This is a genomic window from Streptomyces sp. NPDC021080, assembly GCF_044333225.1.
Lineage (GTDB): Bacteria > Actinomycetota > Actinomycetes > Streptomycetales > Streptomycetaceae > Streptomyces.
In genome coordinates this window covers 219,382-235,969 of the sequence record NZ_JBIRQM010000011.1, presented here as the reverse complement: position 1 = coordinate 235,969, position 16,588 = coordinate 219,382, and the positions used below count along the sequence as shown (strand labels likewise).

Here is a 16,588-nt window from a genome sequence, read left to right as displayed (position 1 = left end):
CCGACTGGAGGAAACGGAAGTGATGTCCCGTCAGGCGCTCCGGAGTTCCCCGCTGCTCCGGGCGCCACGTGACTGGTGGAGGGAGCGGGACGCCTCGGTCAAGGACGGCGTCCTCGCTCTGCTGCTCACCCTGCTGGCCTTCGTGCCGACCCTGTCGAACATCGGAGGGCAGATCGGCGATCTGCCCGAGCGGCCGGCGAACGCGCTGGGCATCGGGCTGATCCTGGCCCAGACCCTGCCGGCCGCGGTCCGCCGCCGGTGGCCCGCGGCCTGTCTGGCCGTCGTCGCGGGCGCGTTCGCCGTGCACCAGGCGCTGGGTTTCGCGACGACGTTCGGGAGCATGGGGCTGTATCTCGCCCTGTACTCCGCCGGGGCCCATCAGGCCGGCCTCCGCCGCGCCGTGACCGTCGCGGCGAGCGCGGCCTACGCCGTACTGGCCGTCGTCCTGCACCACCTCGGCTCACCGCAGGAGATCCCGGACTATCTCGCGTTCTATCTGACTCTGGCCGCGATCTGGCTGGTGGGGAGTGCCGTGCGCATGCGGCGAGGGGAAGAGGTGGAACGGCGGCGGCTGGCCGCAGAGGTGGCCACGGCCGCCGAGCGGGCACGGATCGCCCGCGAACTGCACGACGTGGTCACCCACCACGTGACGGCCATGGTGGTCCAGTCCGACGCGGCGCAGTTCCTGCTCACGTCCGCGCCGGAACGGGCCGGCGAGGGACTGGCGGCCGTCAGCGACACCGGCCGTCGGGCTCTGACGGAACTGCGGTACCTGCTCGGTGTGTTGGAGGCGACCGGTGAGTCCACGGTCGCCGACCCGGCGCGTGCGGACCGGACCCCGACCCTGGGACGGGTGGTGGACCTGGTCGAACAGGCCCGCAGGTCGGGTCAGTCGGTCGAGTTCAGCGAGCAGGGCGAGCGGCGGGAGCGGTCCGTGGACGTGGAACTGGCCGCGTACCGCGTGGTGCAGGAGGCGCTCACCAACGCGATGAAGCACGCGTCCGGGCAGCTGACACACGTCCTGGTCCGGCACCGCGAGGAGCACGTCGAGATCGAGGTGGCGACCGACGCGCCCGCCGCCTCCCCGGCGACCGTACCGGTCGCGCGGCAGCCCGGCCCGGCGGGCGGACGAGGTCTGGCCGGACTGCGTGCACGGGTGCGGATGCTCGATGGTGAACTGGAGGCAGGACCCCGGCCCGAGGGCGGGTTCGAGGTCCGCGCGACGATTCCGTCCAAGCCCGTTCAGGAGTGACCCCGTGAGCGATGCGCCGCACCCCATCCGTGTACTCGTCTGCGACGACCAGGCGTTGGTGCGGACCGGCTACGTCACCATCTTCTCCGCGCAGCCCGACATCGAGGTCGTCGGGGAGGCCGAGAACGGGCACGCGGCGGTGGAGGCCGCACGGCGGCTGAGGCCCGACGTGGTGGTGATGGACATCCGGATGCCCCTGCTCGACGGCATCCAGGCGACCCGGCAACTGGCCGGTCCCGATGCCGATGTCCCGCCGAAGGTGCTGGTCGTCACCACGTTCAACGTCGATGCCTACGTCTACGACGCGCTGCGGGCCGGAGCCAGCGGCTTCCTCCTCAAGGACGCGCCTCCTGCGGAGCTGGTGAACGGGATCCGTACGGTCGCCCGGGGCGAGGCCCTGCTGGCGCCCGCCGTCACCCGCCACCTCATAGGCCACTTCGCCGAACACCTGCGGCCGGCCGACACCTCCCGGCCGGCCAGGGAAGACCTCGTACGCGCGCTGACCCCCCGTGAGCTGGACGTGCTCCGGCAGATCGCCGAGGGGCTGTCGAACGCGGAGATCGCCGCGGCGCTGTTCATCACCCCCGAGACGGTCAAGACCTACGTTTCGCGGATCCTGGCCAAACTCGGCCTGCGCGACCGGGTCCAGGCGGTCGTCCTCGCCTACCGGGTCGGGCTGATCCCGGCGGCCGACTGACCGGGGCCGCCCCTGCTGCGCCCGGCCCGGGACATGCCGCAGACGCCCTCCGACGACGCCCGGCCGGACGGATTCCAGGATTGCAGATCAGCAGCGGAGGCGCGCTCTGACCCCGTGGACACGCAGGACGCAGCCTCTGAAGCACGTCGGCGGCGCACCCCCGTCCGAGGACGCGGGGTCAGCCCCAGAGCCATCAGGGGCGGATGGGTCTGGTTCGCGCAGGCGCGGGCCCCGCGTCGTCGGCCCCTGCGGCCTGCGCCTGTTCTCTGCTGCCGGGCGGATCATGAGCACCGGCCGCCACCGCCTGCCGGCCCGGTGGCCACGGACGGGCCCGTTCGCATGCGCTAAGGCTTTCGGGTGCTTCTGGTGCGCGATCATGAAACCCGGCGCGTCAATGCTCGTTTCGGCATATTCCGAACTAATCTCCCGGGATTGTAAAAGTCGATCTTTCTCGGATCGCACTCACTCACTCCATCGGAGATGACATGCGCAAGCTTCGCAACGTTGCCGTCCTGATCGCCGCGATCGGCAGCATCGGACTCGTGGGCGGCACGGCCCACGCCGGCGGCCACGGCGACAAGTTCGACATCAAGCAGCACTCCAGCTGCAAGTCGCACGACCTGAACCTGGACGTCCTCGGCCAGGTCGGCGCGCTCAACGGCCTGGGCGGCAACCTGCTGGGCGGCGAGGGCAACCCTGGCGCCCAGATCACCACCATCGGCTCCACCATGGGCTGCGACAACAGCGCCCTCTGAAGTCCCGGCCGACGCGGAGTCACCGGCCGATAGACGGCCCCGGCCCCGGGCCTAGAGCCCGGGGCCGGGGCCGAATGCGTGCGCCGACAGGGCTCCGAGGTGATCTTGTTCCGCTTGGCGGACACCATCGGTGTGGTGCTCAGGCTGCGACTTGGGCTTTCCGTATGTATGCCGGAAACGGGTCGGGCGCGGCGGCGGGCCGTCCGGAACCCGTTACGCGTATCGATGTCAGTGGTCCCGCCTGGGCTCCTCCTGCCCGTCAGGCATGATCGCGCTGCCGGCTCGCCGAGACGGACGCACCCTGTCCTGCCTCCGACAGTGAGGGTCCACACGCCATGACCGACTACCTGCGAGCCGTGCTCGACATGATCGGCCCGCCCGGGAACCGCTACGCCGATCCGGCTGCCTGGGCCCGTCTGGAGGCCGAACTCGGCACGGAACTTCCCGCGGACTACAAGACCATCGTCGACGCGTACGCGCCGATCCAGATCAACGGGCACCTGTATCTGTCGCATCCGGCCACCGCTCGGTGGAACCTCCTGGAGGACATGCGCGACACCTCCCGGGCGTGGTCCCGGACCCGGTGGGAACGGGACTGGACGAACGATCCCGGATCCGATCCCCGTCGGATCTGCGGGCTGCAGGACCTCGCCTTCGGCACCCCGCGAGGCCTGATTCCGCTGGCTTCCCTGGACCGGGGAGACGTCATCTTCCTGGCGCCCCAGGTCCACGGCTTCCCCGGCGGCATGTGCGTCGCGTGCGGGGACGGGGACTGGGCCGGCTATCCGATGCCGTTCGCCGAGTGGTTCTACCGGTTCCTGATCGGAGAGGACATGGCGGGGTACAAGAGCGCGGCGTACTACCCCGGCCCCGTGAAGCTGGAGTCCATGCCCATGACGCCCGACGAGCACATACGTGTCCGTTACGGTCCGGACCGCGGCATGTAGACCGGACCCGCCGAGCGTGACGTCCCCAAGGTCTGTGAACGCGCCTTGACATGGATCGAGGACATGGATCGAGGACATGGATCGAGCCGTCGTTCCTGTGGAGGGTGTATCGCTGTGGCTGGGGGGAAGGAGGGCGGGAGACCGTCCTGGCCGTCGAGATCACCCGCGACGGCCTCGAACGGGCGCTGCGTCACGCGTGTCCGTCGAACCGCGTTCACGAGCCGCACCCCGATCGGGCCGTCCGGCGGCGTCAGTTGAAGCGTGCGCCCACCCCCGTGCGGTGAGACCCCGAACGGGACCGGCGCTTGCGGCCCCTGCGCCCCGGCCTCTCCGGTGAAGCCGTACGACGCCGCGCGGACGAGCGGACGCTCGCCATCCGTGACGTGACCCGCTCGCCACCCGCCGGGCCGAGAGGAACGGAGAGTCGCGGACGGAGACCGGGAGGAGGAACATCGGAGTCACGGAGACGAAGAGGTGGTTATGGGGACACCTTCGATGCATTTCAGCGAGAGTCCGGAGGATCCGTTCGCCCTCGAGCACGGCGCTTCGGCCGTGCTCGACGATCACGGCACAGTGGTCGGCTGGAGCACGCGTGCGCAGGAGCTGCTGGGCTACCCGGCCAAGGAAGTGATCGGACGGGCGTGGCGGGACCTCCTGGTCGACGCCCGTGACCTGCCCGTCGCGCGGTCCGTCGTCGTGGACGCCATGAGGGCGGGGGGCTGGTTCGGAGTCCTGCCCGTCCGGCACCATGACGGACGGCGTGTGGAGATGGGTTTCCGGGCCCGTGCGATCACCCGCGACGGAGATCGTCAAGAGTGGTTCCTGGTCGGTGCCCCTGCCGCGGAAGTCGTCGCCTGGCAGCGGGACCGTGCGCTGCTGGACGGTTTGTACCGCCGGTCCCCGATCGGTCTGGCCATCCACGGCCCGGACAGGAAGGTGATCCGGGTCAACCGCGCGATCGAAAAGGCGAGCGGCATCACCGCCGGGGTGACGGTGGGCCGTCGTGCCGGTGAATTCCTGGTCGACGAGGACGCGGGTCAGGCCGACGAGCGGGTACGCCACGTCCTGGAGACCGGCGAGCCGTTGATCTTCACGGAGCAGTCGGCCCGGACGCGCCATGCTCCGCGCCAGGAACGGATGGTGTCCGTCTCCGCGTTCCGGATGGAAGACTCCTCGGGCCGGGTCCTCGGCGTGGCGGAGACGATCGAGGACGTGACCCAGCGCTACCGGGCCCGGCGCAGGCTCACTCTGCTGAACGAGGCGAGCGCCCGGATCGGAACCTCGCTGGACGTGACGCAGACGGCCCGGGAACTGGCCGAGGTGGCCGCCCCCGGCTTGGCCGACTACTGCTCGGTGGACCTCCTGAAGCCGGTGACACTGGGTGACGAACTGCCCTCGGACATGGCAGGTGCGCTCCTGCGAGTGGCTCTTTCGCCCCCGGAACCACGGGTCCCGTTCCAGGAGGGCGACGTGGTCCCGCTCCTCCCGGACTCTCCGCAGGCGCGGTGCCTGGCCGAGCGCCGCCCGATTCTCGAACGGCTGCTGTCGCTGCGCCCCGAGTGGTACACCATGGACCGGAGGCGGATCGAGGTCGCCCTGGGTCTCGGCGTCCATTCCCTGATCGTGGTGCCCCTCATGGCACGCGGCCTGGTACTGGGCGTGGTGAGCCTGTGGCGCGTACGCCATTCGGAGCCTTTCGAGGACGACGACGCCGCGGTGGCCCATGAGTTCTCCTCGCGTGCGGCCGTCTGTATCGACAACGCGCGCCGCTTCACCCAGCAGCAGAGCGCCGCTCTGACCCTGCAGCGCAGTCTGCTGCCGGGCACGGTGTCCGACCTGCCGGCCGTCGAGGTGGCCTGCCGGTACCTCCCGGCGAGCGGTGAACCGGGCATCGGTGGTGACTGGTTCGACGTGATCCCGTTGTCAGGGGCCCGGGTCGCCCTCGTCGTGGGAGACGTGGTCGGCCACGGAATCCACGCCGCGGCCTCGATGGGGCGCCTGCGCGCCGCCGTGCGCACCCTGGCCAGTCTCGACCTGGAACCGGACGAGGTGGTGGCCCGACTGGACGATCTGGTCAGCCTGCTGGCCGCCGAGATGGAGGCGAACGCCGAGGGCAACCAGTCGACGGTCGAACAGACGCTCGGGGCCACCTGTGTCTACGCGGTCTACGATCCGGTCTCCCGGCAATGCTCCCTGGCACGCGCCGGCCACCCGGCACCCCTGGTGTCCACGCCGGACGGCCAGGTGACCGTGCTCGACCTGCCCGCGGGTCCACCGCTCGGCCTGGGCGGACTGCCGTTCGAGATGTACGACCTCGAACTCCCTGAGGGCAGCCTGCTCACGCTCTACACCGACGGCCTCCTGGAGGGGCGCGACGGCGACATCGACGCCGCGCTGGAGAAGCTGCACGAAAGTCTCGCCCATTGCGCCGATCCCCTGGAGCGCACCTGCCACGGCGTGATCGAAGCGCTGCTGCCCACGGACCGCCGCCCCACCGACGACATCGCGCTGCTCATGGCCCGCACCCGGGTGCTGCCGCCGGAGAACGTCGCCTCGTGGCAGCTGCCTCTGGAGGCGACCGCCGCTGCCCGCGCCAGGGAGCTGATCACGGCGAAACTGGCCGAATGGGGGCTGTCGGACATGCTCTTCACCACCGAGCTGATCGCGAGCGAGCTCGTCACCAACGCCTACCGGTACGCGGACGGCCCCGTCACCCTGCGCCTCATCCGTACGCAGTGCCTGATCTGTGAGGTGTCCGACACCAGCCACACGTCCCCTCACCTCCGAAGGGCCCTCAGCACGGACGAGGGCGGACGCGGGCTCTTCCTGGTCGCGCAGCTCACGGAGCGGTGGGGCACCCGCTACGCCCACGACGGCAAGACCGTGTGGACGGAGCAGCCTCTGCCGCCCTCCTGACCACCTGCGGCCTCCACGACTTCGCCCGCTTGCGACGGCGCAGCAAGTGGCCCCGTAGCTCATCGAGCCGTGCCTTCGCGACGCGGTCCGTGAGTGTCGTAGCCTTGCTTCGTGATCGATGGGGACGTGCGGACCGGCGGTTTCGGCTCTGACGGACTGCCCAGTCCTCGCGCGCTGTTGGACGGCACCGATTGGTCCGCGCTCGGCACGGCGAGAGGGAACGGCAGCTTTCTGCCGACTGTGCTCCGTCGCCTCCTCGATGCCGATCCGGCGGTTCGGATGAGGGCCGTCGGCGAGCTCGAGCCGGTGTGCCACCAGAACAGTTTCTACGAGGCCACACTCGCCGTGGCCTTGTACGTGGCCGCGGTCCTGAACGACCCTGCCACCGAGGCTGTCGGGCACTGCCGACGGATCGATCCGGAACGGGACCACCCCGTCCGGGTGGCCCTCCTGGAGTGGCTGGGATCGCTGGCCCACGACGGCGACGACGAGAGCCTCGCCGCAGGTGGACGGCACTTCGACGGTGACTTTCTCGACGAGTACCCGGAAATGCGCGCCTTCCGGGAGCACCGCCCCGTCTTCTATCGTGCCGTCTCGCCCTTCCTGGCCCATGAAGACGTGGATGTGCGGCATGCCGCTGTCGTCGCGGCACTTCCCCTGATCGAGCACCCCGGTCTCGCCACCCACCAGGACGCACTGGCGGGCCACGCCCGGTGCCTCCTCCTGGCAAGCACCGACCGCTACAACCGCAGCCGATGCCTGGACGCCCTGAAGAACTGGGGCCACGACGTCACTGCTCTGGAAACGGCCGACGACGTCCGCGCGCGCAAGAGAGATGTCCGCGCCGGAGAGTGGACCGGTGGGTGTACCGAGGAGCCACCGTTCTGAACCGCGCTCCAGCCTCGCAAGCGGTTCGCTCGGGAGGAATCCGGCGCCAAGGCTGCCGCCTCGGTGGTCAGAGGCTGTCCGAGGCGAGGTACGCGCGTGTTCCGGCCAGCCGGGCCGTGGAAGCGTGGAAGGCGATTCCCGACTCGCGTGAACCGAGGAGCACCTCGAAGAATTCGGGTCCGACGGTCATGTCGATCTTTCCTGCGGCAGCAGCGTCCCAGCCCGTGACGCGGAGTCCGGTCACTCCTTCGAAGACGAGGTGGAACTCGAAGGCGTTGAATCCCTTCTCCTGCCATTCCGGGGGAGTGTTCGCCGGGAGGATCCGGGTGTCGAATCCCAGGGTCACCGAGTTCTCGCGTTCGTCGATGTGCACGTAGAACGGATCGCACGACGCGGCCGAAGGCGGGCTGCTGCCGTACAGGTTCCCCAGATGGTGCGGGGACGCCAGGAGTCGCGACCAGTCAGCGCTCATAGAACGTCCTGTCCTGGGTTCCGGGAAGGGAACTGTGCCGTCGGGCGTCGATCCTGCTCATGAACAGACGGCTCCCGTCGTCACGTCCGTTCTCCGTCGACCTGAACGCGCTCACGTGACCGACGCGTACGGATGCGCTGCAGTCGAATCCCAGGGACAGGCCGTCGCCTCTGAACGTCACCCGCATGCGTCGCTCGGTTCCGTACGGGGCCATGTCGAGGCTGCCGAGGGCCGGTGGTGTCCAATCCGTGAGGGAGATCCCCTCCACCGCCAGGAACCGGAATTGGCACTGCACCGTGTCGAGGCCCGCGTCGGTCCATTCCTGCGGCGCCGAGTCGGGGTAGGACGGCAGGTCGACGCGGAGGGTCAGCGTGGGCCCGCGCCAGTTGAGATTGACCGACCTGATCCTGATCCCCGTCAGATCCGGGACATGGCCGTACAGCGACCGCAGCGGCTCCGGATTCACGAGGAACCGAATCGGGTGTGGATCGTGCTCATGGGGCATCGGTGCCGGATCCCAGCAGGTAGGTCAGTCGCGCTCGGTCGCGCCCGGTCGTCAGGTCGAGGATGTTCACAACGTAACGGGTCCACACCGGTGCGCCGTCGATCCACGGCACCACCACGGTGACGGGCTCGAGCCGGCCGTGGACCTCGGCGACACCCGTCGGCGCGAGACGTCGTGCCTGCTTCCTCTTGGCGAGCCGCAGAAGCATCGGTCCGGCCGCGTCCGGATCGGCCTCGACGGGATGCAGCACCAAGTAGGCCTCGCCGCCGTACGGTTCGCGCAGCAGCAGGTAGTGCATCGAGTGAACGCGCTCGCTGCCGGCCAGATGGGCGAGAGCGTGGGCCAGCCGGATGCCCGACGCGTGGATCAGCACGTTCAGCGCCGCGGCCGGGAGGAAGATCGACGCGAGGACGATCCCGCCGAGGACGTGCAGCACGCCGCAGAGCCCGACGAGCGTCATCACGACGGTCACCGCGGTGAAGCGGGTGAGGCCGAAGGCGTGGCGCAGGTCGCGGTCGCGCCACCAGACCAACCGTCCCCGGCCGTCCGTCACGGGCGGCCGCGGCCGGGGCCGTACGGGTTCGGACCCGAGGGACGAGACCGCTGCCAGGAGGGCTCCACGGGTGAGTTCCTCGGCGGCAAGGGGCGCCTGCACGGCACGCCGGACGGCGGCCCTGCGGCGGTGCAGTCTCCGCTGCTCGGGAACCAGCGTCCGAACCATCGCGACGTATGCGGGGTGCGCCGTCAGCAGACCGCCCATGAAGATCGTGAGCCAGGCGATGGCGCCGGCGTCCGTGGTGCCCCGGAATCCCGTGAAGCAGCCCGCGACCGCGCCCGAGGCCGCGATGACGAGGCCCGTGACACCCATGCGCACGAGCACCTTGTCCGGGGTCGGCGCCCCGTCCGGACCCACGGGGATGACCATCCGCTGATCGCTCACGTCTCTCCTTCCCGTCCCCACGTCCGCACGTCCGCCCGCTCTCGGAGGAGCCCGGCACGACGTACGTACGGATCGGAGACCTCCGGTGATCGGCAAGGGTTGTACGGGACAGGTCAACCGGCGGGAAAGGGGACGATGATCGCCAACAGCCCTTGTGCGTACGGCACTTCATCGATGGCGGCCGGATGTCCGGACCTCGCCGTCAGTCGGAGCCGCGTCCCCCCCCCGTGGCCGGCGCACGAGCTCCGTCACGGGCGCGACGGCCGGGGTCGCGCAGCCGAGCGGGGTGACGGGGCCGGTCCCGGCGCCGATCAGGGCCGCGCCGGACAGACCGCGTCGGGCCACGCGGGTGTGTACGGCACGTCCACCCGGAGGGTTTTCGGAGCCCGGTGCGCGGGCCGCTCGGTCGCGCCGGGTCCCGTCGGTACGCTCGCGCTCCGACGGCGGTTCCACGCCGGCGTTCCTCCGAGCGGACGTAGGAGAAGACCCATCAGCGATCCGAAGTCCGAGGAGCCCGGGAAGCCCGGAGACTCCGGGAAGTCCAGGGAATCCGGTAAGCCCGGGGACGCCTCGGGAGACCGGCCCGCCGAGGCGGAGTCCCCGCCGGGCAAGCAGCCCACGGAGGCCGAGCAGCTGAGGGCCCTGCTGGTCCAGCCCGCCTACCGGCGCGCGCTGGTGTTCTGCGCCGTGATCGGTGTCCCGGTCTCGCTCGCCGCCTTCTGGTTCCTGGTACTCCTGCACGAGCTGGAACATCTGATGTGGGAGCAGTGGCCGCACGATCTCGGGTGGTCCGATCCGCCGTGGTGGTGGCCGCTTCCCCCGATGCTCCTGGCCGGGGTGCTGGTGGGCCTGATCGTGCTGTGGCTGCCGGGCCGGGGCGGACACATCCCGGCCTCGGGCCTGCACGCCGGCGGGGTGGCGGCCTCCGCCCTGCCCGGTGTCGCGCTCGCCGCCCTGGCCGGCCTTCCGCTCGGAGCCGTGCTCGGACCCGAGTCGCCGCTGATCGCGCTCGGCGGAGGCCTGGCCCTGCTCTTCCGGGATCTGGTACGGGCTCCCGCGACTCCTCAGGGCACGGCGCTCCTCGGTGCCGCGGGCGCCGCCGCAGGCATCTCGGCGATCTTCGGCAGCCCCCTGATCGCCGCCGTGCTGCTGATGGAGGTCGCCGGCGTGGGCGGGCCGCAGCTGTTCGCGGTGATGCTGCCCGCGCTGCTCGCCAGCGGGGTCGGCGCCATCGTCTTCACCGGGTTCGGCAGCTGGACCGGACTGCAGACCGGCAGCCTCAAGATCGGACTGCCGGCGCCCTCGACCCTCGACACCGGGGACGTGGTCTGGTCGGTGCTCATGGCACTCGTGATCGGAGTCGGCATCCACTGGGTGATCGTGGGCGGCCGGTACGTGGCCCGCTCCGTGTCCGCGCACACCCTGCGGACCACCGTGCTGTGCGCGCTCGGCGCGGGCGGCTGCGCGGCGCTCTACGCGGCCCTCACCGGGCGTTCGCCGTCCGATGTGGCCCTGTCCGGCCAGACCACCCTCGCCCAGCTCGCCGCCCACCCGCACGCGTGGTCGGTGGGCAGCCTGGTGGCCGTGGTGCTGCTCAAGTCCATCGCGTACGCGCTGTGCCTGGGCAGCCTCAGGGGCGGCCCGGTGTTCCCCTCGCTGTTCCTCGGCGGCGCGATGGGCGCCCTGCTGGCACCGCTCCCGGGGTTCGGTGTCGTCCCGGCCATGGCGGCGGGCATGGCCGCCGCGTCCGCCGCCGCGCTCAGGCTTCCGGTCAGCTGCGTCGTGCTGGTCGTGCTCCTGGTCGGCAACTCGGGAACGGTGCCGGTGATCGTGCTCGCCGCCGTGGTCTCCTTCGTGACCGTGGAACTGCTTCCGCAGGGTCCGGACATCCCGCCGTTCAGGGCCGCAGCCCGTCGAGCGCCTCGTCCAGCGTCGTCGCGGCCATGATGAGGGAGAGATGGGTGAACGCCTGCGGGAAGTTGCCCAGTTGCTCACCGCTCGGGCCGATCTCCTCGGCGAACAGGCCGACATGGTTGGCGTACGTCTGCATCTTCTCGAACGTGTAGCGGGCCTGGGGGAGCCGTCCCGCCCGGGCCAGCGCGTCGACGTACAGGAACGTGCAGAGGCTGAACGTCCCCTCGGAGCCGCGCAGTCCGTCCGGGGAGGCCTCCGGGTCGTAGCGGTAGACCAGGCTGTCGGAGACCAGGACGCGCTCCATGGCGTCCAGGGTGCTCAGCCAGCCGGGGCTGCGCGGGGAGACGAAGCCGACGCGCGGGGCCAGCAGCAGGGAGGCGTCCAGGACGTCGCTGTCGTAGTGCTGGACGATCGCCCGCTGCTTCTCGCTCCAGCCCCGCTCCATCACCTGTTCGAGGATCGCGTCCCGGGCCTTCGTCCAGCGGACGGTGTCGGCCGGTCTGCTGTACTCCGCGGCCAGCTTCAGGCCCCGGTCGAAGGCGGCCCAGCACATGACCCGGCTGTAGGTGAAGTCCTTGCGCCCGCCCCGGGTCTCCCAGATGCCCTCGTCGGGGCGGTCCCAGGAGTCCGCGAGCCAGTCCAGGATGCCGGCCAGCGCCTTCCAGCCGTGATAGCTGCCCTGTTCTCTCACCGCGCGGCCCTCGGCCAGCGCGTAGAGGGCCTCGCCGTAGATGTCGAGCTGCAGCTGACCGCACGCTCCGTTGCCGGCGCGCACCGGGTACGAGCCCCGGTAGCCCTCGAAGTGCCCCAGGATCTCCTCCGTCAGATGCGGGTCGCCGTCGACCCGGTACATGATCTGGAGGGGTTCGTCGTCCGGGCCCTCGCGCTCCCGCAGCCGGTCGCCCAGCCAGCGGGTGAAGTGGGTCGCCTCCTCCACGAAGCCGAGGTCGAGCAGCGCCCGCACCGACAGCGAGCCGTCCCGCACCCACGTGTACCGGTAGTCCCAGTTGCGCTCGCCGCCGATCTGCTCGGGCAGCCCCATCGTGGCGGCGGCGACCGGCGCTCCGGTGGGGGCGTAGGTCAGGAGCTTGAGGGTGATCGCGGAACGGTGGACCATCTCCGTCCAGCGGCCCCGGTAGTTCGAGGTGCGGACCCATTTCTGCCAGAAGTCGACGTTGTTCCACAGTTCCTCGGTGAGCCCGTCGACCGTGGGCGGCGGCGGTGCCTCGCCGTCCGGCCCGCACACCGTGAACACGAGGGCCGCCGCCTCGCCGTTGCGGAGGGTGATGCCGCCCCGGACGTCCTGGCCGTCCCGTTCCATCGGGATGTTGCCCTGGAGATGCGCGGTCGCTGCCGGAGACCTGAACGTGGCCGTGCCGGGGGCCAGTTCGAGTTCGTGGCCCGCCCTCGCGTAGTCGAACCGCGGCCGGCACTCCAGACCGAAGTGCACGGTGCCGCGCACCGAGCGCACGACGCGCACCAGACGGTGCCGGTCGCTCGGCGTCGGGCCCGTGAGGACGGGCATGGAGTCGATGGTCTCGCCCACGCCGTCCGGGGACATGAAGCGGGTCACCACGACGGCCGTGTCCGGGTAGTAGAGCTGTCTCCACGTTCCCTCGGGGTGATCGGGCGCGAGACGGAAGTAGCCGCCGCCGTCGTGGTCCAGGAGCGAGGCGAAGACGCTGGGGGAGTCGAAGCGGGGTGCCGCGAACCAGTCGACCACACCCTGGGACGACACCAGGGCCGCGGTCTGCAGGTCCCCGACCAGGCCGTGGTCGGCGATGGGCGGATAGCGATCCATGCGGGCCTCCTTGTCAGGCGGCTTCCGTCAAGCGGCTTCCGTCAGGCGGCTTCGGCCTTGACGCGGCCCGAGCGGACGGCGTCGACGAGTGCCCGGTGGTCCTTCTCGTTCTGGTCCGCGTACGCCTCGGCGAACGGGACGATCGCCCGGTCGAAGACATCGCCCCCGCCCAGATAGGAGGCGATGGCGATCCGGTCGCTCGACCTCGCGTGCGCGCGGGCCAGCGTGGCACCGCACAGCTCGCCGAAGGCCCGCATGTCCGCCGGCACCATGAGCTCGGGCTCCGCGATGCCCTTCCAGTCCCGCAACTGCCGTACGTAGAAGTCCCGTCGGCGGCCGTCGATGCCCTCGGCCCGTTCCCAGCCCAGGAAGATGTCGCTGGTGGCCTGCATGAGCCGCTGCCCGGCGACCACACGCTCGCCCTGGGTCCGGTACTCGCTCGCGCCGACGTACGGCGCCAGCACCGACTCGTCCGCCTCCTTGGCCTGCAGGAGCAGCGGATCCGAGCCGTCCCGGCCGAGCATGAGGATGATCCAGCAACGGGTGCCCACGCTGCCGACGCCGACCACCTTGCGGGCCACGTCGGCGAACCGGTACTGCTCCAGCAGGAACCGCCGGTCCGTGGCCAGGCTCCGGCCGTAGCTCCCGATCAGCTTGCGGAGCTGCTTCTCCAGGGCGCCGCGTTCCATGTCGGGGAGCAGATCCTGCAGCGGAACGACGAGCGGGGGATCCGCGGCGATCAGGGCCTGGCCGTCGACCATGTGCGTGAGCTTGTTGAAGGCCTGGAGGCTGTCCCGGCTGCGCGCCTTGGCGGTCGACTTCTTCCAGCGGTCGCGTGCCCGCGAGCCCACTTCCCCGGCGATATGGGTCCGTACCCAGTCCTCGTCGAAATGCGTGTACCAGACGGGGAGGTTGCCCATCCCGGCGAAGCGTCTCATCCACTCGCGGTACGACCGCACCGTGGTGCGGACGATGTCGGTGCGCTCCTTGCCGCTGAAGCCGTTCGCCCGGGCCGCGATGACGAGGCTGGCGGACAGCCGCTTGACGTCCCACTCCCAGGGGCCGGGCAGCGTCTCGTCGAAGTCGTTGATGTCGAACATCATGCGGCGCTCCGGCGAGGCCAGCAGCCGGAAGTTCAACATGTGCGCGTCACCGCACAGTTGCGCCCTGATCCCGGAGCGGGGGGTGCCGGCGAGGTCCGCGGCCATGATGGCGGCGGCCCCGCGGTAGAAACGGAACGGCGACTCGGTCATCCGCCCGTAGCGGATCGGTACGAGCTCGGGCACCCGGGTCGCGGACTGCGCCTCCACGATGTCCACCGGGTCGGGCCGCTTCGGCGCGGGGGCGAAGTCGGCGTGGCTGGAGCGCGGCACGGCGGAGCGGGCGGCCTTGCCGAGCGCGGCGCGCTCCGCCGGGGTGTGGTGCGGGGTCCGGCCGCCGGCCGGGTGCTTGGGGGTCATGGCAGACGCTCCGCGATGAGGTCGCCGGCGCGCTGGGCACCGGCGAGGGCGGTCGGCGAGGGGATCACCGCGCCGAGGCTCGGGAGGACGGTTCCTGCCGAGGACGTGCCGGCGGCCGGGGGCCACAGGCGTTCGGCTCGTCGGGTACGCGGGGCCTGTCGGTGACGTACGGCGACGTACGGGCGGTCGGCGGTGCAGCGGTCGTGGCGGGAGGGGCCCGGCCCGATCACCAAGGTAGCTCCGGGTCATATGTCCGGCGAGTCGGACCGATCGGGCCCGGTGCGCGGGGCGGGACACCGGATTTGTGGACGCGGTCGCCGGAGGTGACGATGAGGGCATGCGCGACACCGCGGCTTCGGGCAGCGCGAGACCACGCGGGGGACGCGATGGTCCTTGACCTGCTTCTCATCGCTCTGGCGATCGCCCTCGACCCGCTGCCGATCACCGGATTCGTGCTCGTGCTGTCGACGCGCAACGGGATCTGGAAGGGCCTCGCCTTCATCCTGACCTGGCTGGCCTCCTTCGTCGCGATCATCGCCGCCGTGCTGCTCATGACCGGCGGTGAGCCGCCGCCTCCGAGATCCGCGCCGTCCACGGCCGCGCTGGCCGGCAAACTCGCCATCGGCGTCGGACTCGTCCTCTACGCGGAACGCACCCGGCGCAACATCGGCAAGCGGCCGAAGCACTCCGGTTTCATGTCCCGGATCGAACGGATCTCCGCCTGGACGGCCGCCGGGCTCGCGCTGCTGCTCCAGCCGTGGGGGATGATCGCGGCCGGCGCCTCCACCGTCGTGAGCGCCGACCTCGGGCACGCGGCGTCGTACGCGGCCCTGATGGGCTACGTGCTGCTGGCCACGTCCAGCCTGCTGACGATGGAGCTCTACGCGACCTTCGCCCCGCAGACGGCCCATGTCCGGCTCGGGAAGCTGCGCGCGTGGATGGAACGGCACCAGGACAAGGCGCTGGTGTCGCTGTTCCTGTTCCTGGGGCTGTGGCTGGTGGGCAAGAGCATCTACCAGCTGACCGCGTGAACCACCCGCACCACTTGAGCCACCCGAACCACCCGAACGGCCCGAGCGACGTCGTTCGCGGGGGTCCGAGGAGGCGTCGTACCGAAATGCGGCGGCTACCGTCCGGTGCTGCAATGGCATTGACCTGGGGCAGGGGAAAACCATGACCACGCAGGGGTGAAGCCGTGAGCGAAGAGGAAATCGTCGAGATGGGACCGATCGACTATGTCGTCGTGGAGTTTCCCGGTAACAGAATGACAGGGGAGGGGTTTCCGATCCTCGTCGATCTGGTGGACCGCGGCCTCATTCGGATTCTCGACCTTTTGTTCGTGAGAAAGGACGAGGACGGATCCGTGGCCGGCATGGAGATCGCCGACTTCGACGGAGACGGGGTCCTCGACCTCGCCGTGTTCGAGGGCGCGTCCTCCGGTCTGCTGGGCGAGGACGACATCGCGGAGGCCGGGAAGGCACTGGAGCCCGGCAACTCCGCCGGAATCCTCGTCTACGAGAACGTGTGGGCGGCGCCCCTCGCCACCGCGCTGCGACGCGGCGGCGCCCAGATGGTCGCCTCCGGGCGCATCCCGGTGCCGGCCGTGCTGGCCGCGCTCGAAGAGACGGACGCCGGATAGCCGGCACACGTGGCCGGACGCCCCCTGCGGCGGAGCCGTCCGGCCATGGCCGGACACGACACGGCCACGGCAGGAGCAGCGCCCCCGGACCCGCCACCCGGCGGAGAACCGGGGGCGCGGCTGTGTCCCGGGCCTGGGCGGGCCCCGTGTCCCGGATCCGCGCCGGGCCGCCCGGCGCCCGCGCGACCTCCCCGAAGTCCCCGGCTCACCGGCGGCGTCGCCGGTGAGCCGGGCGGGACGGGAACGGAAACGGTCGCAGACCTGCGGCGGGCCCCCCCCGCGGGGGGGGGGCCCCCGGGGGGGGGGGGGGGCGGGGGGGGGGCGGGGGGGGGGGCGGGCGGGGGGGGCCCGCCCGCGGCCGCCCCCAGCGCCCCCCAAGAGAAAGCGGCCGTGGGGCGCCGC

General features: G+C 71.0%; 15 protein-coding genes and 1 pseudogene. 10 read left to right on the top strand and 6 right to left on the bottom strand.

Going from position 1 to position 16,588, the window contains the following annotated elements; translation table 11 throughout:
• The first annotated feature begins 22 nt into the window (after positions 1-22).
• From ACH4S8_RS27125 to ACH4S8_RS27095, 7 genes and pseudogenes are all read left to right on the top strand, one after another.
• Positions 23-1,252 (top strand): histidine kinase, encoded by a 1,230-nt coding sequence (locus ACH4S8_RS27125; RefSeq protein ID WP_398398424.1) that lies wholly within the window; start codon positions 23-25, stop codon positions 1,250-1,252.
• 4 nt (positions 1,253-1,256) lie between these two features.
• Entirely contained in the window at positions 1,257-1,949 is a 693-nt protein-coding gene (locus ACH4S8_RS27120) for a response regulator (protein ID WP_398398422.1), read from the top strand.
• A 485-nt stretch (positions 1,950-2,434) separates the two neighbouring features.
• Positions 2,435-2,704: a hypothetical protein gene (locus ACH4S8_RS27115; RefSeq protein ID WP_398398419.1), complete on the top strand. Its 270-nt coding sequence runs from the start codon at positions 2,435-2,437 to the stop codon at positions 2,702-2,704.
• A gap of 335 nt (positions 2,705-3,039) precedes the next feature.
• Positions 3,040-3,651, top strand: a complete 612-nt coding sequence (locus ACH4S8_RS27110) for an SMI1/KNR4 family protein (RefSeq protein WP_398398416.1) — start codon at positions 3,040-3,042, stop codon at positions 3,649-3,651.
• 74 nt (positions 3,652-3,725) lie between these two features.
• Positions 3,726-4,040, top strand: a pseudogene (locus ACH4S8_RS27105) (DUF4291 family protein); the annotation flags it as partial.
• 106 nt (positions 4,041-4,146) lie between these two features.
• Positions 4,147-6,567 (top strand): SpoIIE family protein phosphatase, encoded by a 2,421-nt coding sequence (locus ACH4S8_RS27100; protein ID WP_398398414.1) that lies wholly within the window; start codon positions 4,147-4,149, stop codon positions 6,565-6,567.
• Positions 6,568-6,678: 111 nt separating this feature from the next.
• Positions 6,679-7,455, top strand: a complete 777-nt coding sequence (locus tag ACH4S8_RS27095) for a hypothetical protein (RefSeq protein WP_398398412.1) — start codon at positions 6,679-6,681, stop codon at positions 7,453-7,455.
• 67 nt (positions 7,456-7,522) lie between these two features.
• Here the strand turns inward: ACH4S8_RS27095 and ACH4S8_RS27090 are convergent, their stop codons facing one another.
• The 3 genes from ACH4S8_RS27090 to ACH4S8_RS27080 are packed head-to-tail and all read right to left on the bottom strand — an operon-like array spanning position 7,523 to position 9,372.
• On the bottom strand, positions 7,523-7,927 hold the full coding sequence (locus ACH4S8_RS27090) for an Imm50 family immunity protein (RefSeq protein ID WP_398398410.1): 405 nt from the start codon (positions 7,925-7,927) through the stop codon (positions 7,523-7,525).
• Positions 7,917-8,393, bottom strand: a complete 477-nt coding sequence (locus ACH4S8_RS27085; RefSeq protein WP_398398408.1) for an Imm50 family immunity protein — start codon at positions 8,391-8,393, stop codon at positions 7,917-7,919. The genes ACH4S8_RS27090 and ACH4S8_RS27085 overlap by 11 nt, the downstream gene beginning before the upstream one ends.
• Positions 8,394-8,421: 28 nt before the next feature.
• The gene (locus ACH4S8_RS27080; RefSeq protein WP_398398406.1) at positions 8,422-9,372 is read right to left on the bottom strand and encodes a hypothetical protein; all 951 of its coding nucleotides are present in this window, start codon (positions 9,370-9,372) and stop codon (positions 8,422-8,424) included.
• A gap of 351 nt (positions 9,373-9,723) precedes the next feature.
• Here ACH4S8_RS27080 and ACH4S8_RS27075 point away from each other — a divergent pair, with 351 nt between their 5' ends.
• Entirely contained in the window at positions 9,724-11,319 is a 1,596-nt protein-coding gene (locus ACH4S8_RS27075) for a chloride channel protein (RefSeq protein WP_398398404.1), read from the top strand.
• On the opposite strand, the gene ACH4S8_RS27070 is transcribed toward ACH4S8_RS27075, so the two are convergent.
• The 3 genes from ACH4S8_RS27070 to ACH4S8_RS27060 are packed head-to-tail and all read right to left on the bottom strand — an operon-like array spanning position 11,270 to position 14,780.
• Positions 11,270-13,087, bottom strand: coding sequence for a glycoside hydrolase family 15 protein (locus ACH4S8_RS27070; RefSeq protein WP_398398402.1), 1,818 nt, complete (start codon positions 13,085-13,087; stop codon positions 11,270-11,272). The two genes, ACH4S8_RS27075 and ACH4S8_RS27070, sit on opposite strands and share 50 nt — an antisense overlap.
• A 41-nt stretch (positions 13,088-13,128) precedes the next feature.
• Entirely contained in the window at positions 13,129-14,547 is a 1,419-nt protein-coding gene (locus tag ACH4S8_RS27065; protein ID WP_398398400.1) for a DUF2252 domain-containing protein, read from the bottom strand.
• On the bottom strand, positions 14,544-14,780 hold the full coding sequence (locus ACH4S8_RS27060) for a hypothetical protein (RefSeq protein ID WP_398398398.1): 237 nt from the start codon (positions 14,778-14,780) through the stop codon (positions 14,544-14,546). The genes ACH4S8_RS27065 and ACH4S8_RS27060 overlap by 4 nt, the downstream gene beginning before the upstream one ends.
• 153 nt (positions 14,781-14,933) lie before the next feature.
• Between ACH4S8_RS27060 and ACH4S8_RS27055 the strand changes: the two genes are divergently transcribed.
• Together ACH4S8_RS27055 and ACH4S8_RS27050 are read left to right on the top strand one after the other, a co-directional pair.
• On the top strand, positions 14,934-15,578 hold the full coding sequence (locus ACH4S8_RS27055; protein WP_398398396.1) for a GAP family protein: 645 nt from the start codon (positions 14,934-14,936) through the stop codon (positions 15,576-15,578).
• A 188-nt stretch (positions 15,579-15,766) separates the two neighbouring features.
• Entirely contained in the window at positions 15,767-16,186 is a 420-nt protein-coding gene (locus ACH4S8_RS27050) for a DUF6325 family protein (RefSeq protein ID WP_398398642.1), read from the top strand.
• Positions 16,187-16,588: the final 402 nt, after the last annotated feature.

What these genes read in the sequence shown, in the direction of transcription:
- ACH4S8_RS27125 (WP_398398424.1), top strand. Translation starts at nt 23, where the DNA reads ATGTCCCGTCAGGCGCTCCGGAGTTCCCCGCTGCTCCGGGCGCCACGT.
- ACH4S8_RS27115 (WP_398398419.1), top strand. Translation starts at nt 2,435, where the DNA reads ATGCGCAAGCTTCGCAACGTTGCCGTCCTGATCGCCGCGATCGGCAGC.
- ACH4S8_RS27110 (WP_398398416.1), top strand. Translation starts at nt 3,040, where the DNA reads ATGACCGACTACCTGCGAGCCGTGCTCGACATGATCGGCCCGCCCGGG.
- ACH4S8_RS27100 (WP_398398414.1), top strand. Translation starts at nt 4,147, where the DNA reads ATGCATTTCAGCGAGAGTCCGGAGGATCCGTTCGCCCTCGAGCACGGC.
- ACH4S8_RS27090 (WP_398398410.1), bottom strand. Translation starts at nt 7,927, where the DNA reads ATGAGCGCTGACTGGTCGCGACTCCTGGCGTCCCCGCACCATCTGGGG.
- ACH4S8_RS27070 (WP_398398402.1), bottom strand. Translation starts at nt 13,087, where the DNA reads ATGGATCGCTATCCGCCCATCGCCGACCACGGCCTGGTCGGGGACCTG.
- ACH4S8_RS27065 (WP_398398400.1), bottom strand. Translation starts at nt 14,547, where the DNA reads ATGACCCCCAAGCACCCGGCCGGCGGCCGGACCCCGCACCACACCCCG.
- ACH4S8_RS27055 (WP_398398396.1), top strand. Translation starts at nt 14,934, where the DNA reads ATGGTCCTTGACCTGCTTCTCATCGCTCTGGCGATCGCCCTCGACCCG.
- ACH4S8_RS27050 (WP_398398642.1), top strand. Translation starts at nt 15,767, where the DNA reads ATGGGACCGATCGACTATGTCGTCGTGGAGTTTCCCGGTAACAGAATG.